This window comes from Flavobacterium sp. UBA4854 (assembly GCF_002399805.1).
In the GTDB taxonomy this organism is placed as follows: domain Bacteria; phylum Bacteroidota; class Bacteroidia; order Flavobacteriales; family Flavobacteriaceae; genus Flavobacterium; species Flavobacterium ginsengisoli.
In genome coordinates, this window is the sequence record NZ_DHEI01000072.1 from 28,313 (window position 1) to 33,824 (window position 5,512).

Below are 5,512 nucleotides of genomic sequence, written 5' to 3' on the forward strand. Positions count from 1 at the left end.
AATAAAATGAGACGAAAAGATGTTTGTTTAACTGTCCGTTTTTCTATGGGATTTCGACAGTTGTTCGAGAGAAATGAAATCTAAAGCTTTAGAAATATCGAAAACAGAAATTAAGATGAAAACACAAGATTTTATATGTGCTTTTTTGGCACTAGCAATGAACATTTTTGCGGGTCAAGCTCAAAAAGGCAAAGCTCAAAATCCTATTATTTTTGCCGATGTGCCAGATTTATCTATAATCAGGGTAAAGGGCACTTACTATATGAGCAGTACAACTATGCACATGAATCCAGGCGTTCCGATTATGAAATCTAAAGATTTAGTGAATTGGCATCTCGTTAATTACGCTTACCAAACTTTAGAAGATAAAGATGACCGCCTAAACTTAGATAATGGAAAAAATGATTACGGCAGAGGTTCTTGGGCAAGCAGTCTGCGTTATCATAATGGGGTATATTATGTGAGTACTTTTTCGGGAACAACAGATAAAACGTATATTTTTTCTACAAAAGATATTGAAAAAGGGCCTTGGAGAAGAATTGTATTAAGCAATTCGTATCATGATCATTCACTTTTCTTTGATGATGATGGCAAAGTTTATCTTGTCTGGGGAGGCGGAAAACTTCAAGTTGTAGAATTAAAAGAAGATTTGTTAGAAGTTAAAGAAGAAACGAAGAAAGTTTTGATTGAAAATGCTAATGCTCCTATAAAGAGTGAGATAATGCTGCCGGCAGAAGGATCACAGCTTTTTAAAATTAAAGGGAAATACTATTTGTTTAATATCAGCTGGCCTAAAAACGGCATGCGTACTGTAATCATACACAGAGCCGATTCGATGGCAGGTCCTTGGGAAGGAAAAGTCGGACTTCAGGATTTGGGAGTAGCACAAGGCGGACTTATCGATACTCCAGATGGCAGATGGTTTTCTTATTTATTTAAAGATGCAGGAGGTGTTGGCCGTATTCCGTATCTTGTTCCTGTAAAATGGGAAAATGGATGGCCTGTATTGGGGGAAAATGGTAAAGTGCCTGATAATTTAGATCTTCCAGCCAACAAAAGCCTTATTCCGGGAATTGTAAACTCAGATGAATTTACCCGTAAAAATGGAGAAAATGATCTGCCGCTGGTCTGGCAGTGGAATCACAATCCAGATAATTCAAACTGGTCTATTAAAGAAAGAAAAGGTTATTTAAGATTAAGAACATCTAAAATAGACAGCAGTTTTACGCAGGTAAAAAATATTTTGACACAAAGAACTTTTGGTCCTGTATGTTCGGGATCTACTATGATAGAGTTTTCTAATATGAAAGAAGGTGATTTTGCTGGGCTTTCATTGCTGCAAAAAGATTTTGGTCTAGTTGGTGTAAAAGTTGAGAATGGAAAGAAAAAAGTAGTTATGATAAATGCAGAGAACGGAAATCCAAAAGAAATAGAAAGTGCCTTATTAAATCAGGATAGAGTGTTTTTTAAAGCTGAATGCAATTTTAAAAATCAAACAGATCAAGGAAAATTTTATTACAGTTTAGATGGGAAAAAATGGATCAGCATTGGAAAAACTATAAAAATGCCTTACACACTTCCTCATTTTATGGGTTACCGATTTGGACTGTTTAATTACGCTTCAAAAACTGTAGGTGGTTTCGCTGATTTTGATTATTTCCGTGTTGAGGATACGATTTCAGAAATGAAATAGTGTATAAACCAAAGAAAGAATAACTATTTCATTACACAACATGTATTGGCAGACTCGTTAGCACTGTTTTGTAAATAATATTTTAAAGGTCAATACTATTTCTGGAAGATGAATAAGTTTGATCATTCACAAAAGAAAAATCTAAAAAGTTTATGAATCTTAAAAAAATAATATTCTTATGTTTTGTTGGTTTCTTTCAGCTTAACGCGCAGCCAATAGTAAAAAGTCCTGATGGAAAACTTGTTGTGTCGATTTCTGCAGATAATGGAATGCCGCAGTATAATGTAACATACAATGAAAAAACGTTTATTGAGAAGTCTCCATTAGGTCTAAAAACAAGTGCAGGAGATTTTAGTTTCGGTTTGACTTTAGAGGCAAATAGCAGTCAAAATAAAATTGACGAATCCTATCAATTGCGTAACATAAAAAAAAGCAATGTTCATTATACCGCTAACGAAGCTATTTTTTCATTTACAAAAGAAGGCAGGGCAGCTTTTGATGTAATTTTTAGAGTAAGCAATAATAATCTGGCATTTAAATATAAAATATATCCGCAGAAAGAAACAGTTTCCTGCGTAGTTGAAGAAGAAGCTTCAGGATTTTTACTGCCAAAAGGAACCACGACATTCCTGTGTCCTCAAAGTGATCCAATGACAGGATTTGCGAGAACAGCTCCAAGTTATGAAACTTCATATGCACTTGATGATGCTGTTGGAAAAAATGGTTTGGGAAATGGCTACACGTTTCCATGTCTGTTTAAAGTAAATAGCGACGGATGGGTTTTAATTTCTGAAACTGGGGTAGACAGCGGTTATTGTGCAAGCAGATTAATTGGACATGAGAACGGATTATATTCAATTGGATTTCCGATGCAGGGAGAAAATAACGGAAATGGTACAGTTGCACCTGGAATTCCACTTACAGGAGAAACTCCATGGCGTACCATCACAATTGGAGAGACGCTGGCTCCAATAGTTGAAACTACTGTTTCGTTTGATTTGGTTAAGCCAAAGTATGAAGCTTCTAAAGAATACCAGTACACAAAAGGAACTTGGAGTTGGATTATGAAGATGGACAACAGCACGACGTTTCCTGTACAAAAACAATATATCGATTTCAGTGCCTCAATGGGATATGAAACCATTTTAGTTGATGCGCTTTGGGATACGCAAATAGGTCGTGATAAAATTGCAGAATTAGCCGCATACGGTGCGCAGAAAGGCGTGGGGCTTTATTTATGGTACAATTCAAATGGGTATTGGAATGACGCTCCGCAGGGGCCGAAGGGCTTAATGGATAATGCAACTATCCGACGCAAAGAGATGGCATGGATGAATAGCATTGGGATTAAAGGAATCAAAGTTGATTTTTTTGGAGGAGATAAACAGGTGACCATGAAATTGTACGAAGATATTTTGACAGATGCCAATGAATTTGGAATTATGGTTATTTTTCACGGATGTACTTTACCACGAGGTTGGGAACGCATGTATCCAAATTATGCATCTAGCGAAGCGGTTTTGGCAAGTGAAAATCTGCATTTTGGACAACTAAGCTGTGATAGTGAAGCCTTAAATGCCACAACGCATACTTTTATTAGAAACACAGTAGGAAGTATGGATTTTGGAGGAAGTGCTTTAAATAAATTCTATAATAGCGATAATATTGCAGGTAAAGGATCAAAAAGAATGACATCTGATGTGTTTGCTTTAGCGACTTCGGTACTTTTTCAAAGCGGTGTGCAACATTTTGCCTTAGCACCAAATAATTTATATGATGCTCCCGAGTGGGCTATTAAGTTTATGAAGGAAGTGCCTTCTGTATGGGATGAAGTTCGTTTTTTAGATGGCTATCCTGGCAAATATGTAGTGCTGGCTAGAAGAAAGGGAGCAAAATGGTATGTTGCTGGAATTAATGCTGAAAAAAAACTGCTGAAAATAAAGCTAAAATTAGATATGTTTAATTCTGGTGCTAAAGTAGATTGTTATAGCGATGATGATCAGCTAAATGGAAAGATCAGCAAGCTGGTGGTAAATAAAAGTAAAGAAGTTGAAATGAAAATACCATGCAATGGCGGGATGCTATTAACCAATTAAAAGGGTAAAAAATATGCGATATAACTAAATTAGATTTACTCAATTCCAAAAAAAGCCAGCTTAAGATAAATAAGCTGGCTTTTTTTGTTGTATGTATGAATCAACGGAAGCAGTCCCAATAATAATGAAGAGCAATTAAGGTTTCCTACAAAATGAAAGACATTATAAATACTAATCTATTGCATCAAAAGAGCTCATGAAAGTTGTGTTTAAATGAAAATATTTACTATAAAGTTTTGTACTACAGATTGATAAACTAAATCTTTTAGAATCTATATTTCTAACATAAAATCGAACAATTTTTTAAGCAACCGATTGTTGTTTTAGTCATTTTTGCTTCTATTAATGACTAAAATAGTATAAGATAATTTCTAAAATACATTTTTTTAACTAATATTAGTAGTAATTTATTTATATTAATTGATGTTAGTATAAATTTTAGCTAATTTTTTATTATTGTATTTTTTGCAAAAAATCTGACAAATGAATAGTTAATTATTTGTTTTTAATTTATATCTAGTCTTTGTGTTAGTTTATTTTTAATTTTTTAAGTTAAAAAATATTTTTTGTGTTTTTAAAATGTATTTTTTTTGAATAAAACATAAAACAACCGATTGTTTTTTGAGTTGTTTTTTTATATTTGCTTTCATTATTTCTCCGCCTTATTAACGCAATTAGAAGAATATTCTGTAAGATAAAAACAACCTTAAATTAAAAAAGATTTAAACAATAAGCTTATGAACCAAACCTTGAATTAAAAAAAAAACAAAAAACCATTAACTATTTAAACCAAACAAAAAACTATTAACATGAACTTAAAACTCAAAATTGCACTAATCGGACTGCTGATCGTGGGCAGTCATAGTATAATGGCACAATCAAAGACCATTCATGGCGTGATTACAGATCCTTCCGGATTTCCGTTGCCAGGTGCCAGCATCAATGTAGAAGGTACGCAGAATAGCGCATCAACAGATTTTGACGGTAAATACTCTTTAAAAGGAGTTAATCCTACTGATAAAATAACGTATTCTTATGTTGGCTTAGTGTCACAGACTATTACTGTGGGCGAAAGAAACTCAATAAATGTAACTCTTATTCAATCTGCACAAAATTTAAATGAAGTTGTAGTAGCTTATGGTACTCAAAAGAGAACTAAGGTTACAGGAGCAGTTTCAACAGTAAGCTCAAAAGATATTGCAGCAGTGCCTATTACGAATGCTGAATCTGCTTTGCAAGGACGTGCAGCAGGGGTTACCGTAGTAAATGGCGCACCAGGTTCTAATCCTACCGTTAGTATTCGTGGTCTGGCTACAATGGGAAATAGTGCTCCTTTGTATGTAATCGATGGAGTTTTAACTGGAAATCTTTCTGGTTTAAGCCCTAATGATATTGAGAGTATCTCTGTTTTAAAAGACGCTTCGACTACAGCTTTGTACGGTTCTAAAGCTTTTAATGGTGTGATTATGGTTACTACCAAAAAAGGTAAAAAAGGTCCAGGCCAATTAAGTTTTAGCACTTACGTTGGAGGACAGGAAGTGACAAAAAGATACAATGTCTTAAATACGCAACAATATCTTCAATATGCTAAAGATTTAGGAAGTGATCTAACAGCAAGAGCTGCTGAATTTGGAAACATTAACACAAACTGGCAAGACCAGATTTTTCAAACTGGAGTTATGCAGGATTATAACCTGAGCTTTTCAAATGGTACAGAAACTTC

3 protein-coding genes are annotated in these 5,512 nt (G+C 34.3%); all 3 read left to right on the forward strand.

From position 1 onward, the window contains the following. Positions 1 to 115: 115 nt before the first annotated feature. The gene (locus B3J44_RS10460; protein ID WP_286968354.1) at positions 116 to 1,693 is read left to right on the forward strand and encodes a glycoside hydrolase 43 family protein; all 1,578 of its coding nucleotides are present in this window, start codon (positions 116 to 118) and stop codon (positions 1,691 to 1,693) included. Between the two features lie 152 nt (positions 1,694 to 1,845). Further along, on the forward strand, positions 1,846 to 3,789 hold the full coding sequence (locus B3J44_RS10465; protein ID WP_286968355.1) for a glycoside hydrolase family 97 protein: 1,944 nt from the start codon (positions 1,846 to 1,848) through the stop codon (positions 3,787 to 3,789). Positions 3,790 to 4,598: 809 nt separating this feature from the next. After that, positions 4,599 to 5,512: TonB-dependent receptor plug domain-containing protein (locus B3J44_RS10470; RefSeq protein WP_286968357.1), on the forward strand; the 914-nt coding region annotated here is incomplete at its 3' end.

Excerpts from the sequence above, each read along its gene's own strand:
- B3J44_RS10460 (WP_286968354.1), top strand. The coding sequence starts at position 116 with ATGAAAACACAAGATTTTATATGTGCTTTTTTGGCACTAGCAATGAAC.
- B3J44_RS10465 (WP_286968355.1), top strand. The coding sequence starts at position 1,846 with ATGAATCTTAAAAAAATAATATTCTTATGTTTTGTTGGTTTCTTTCAG.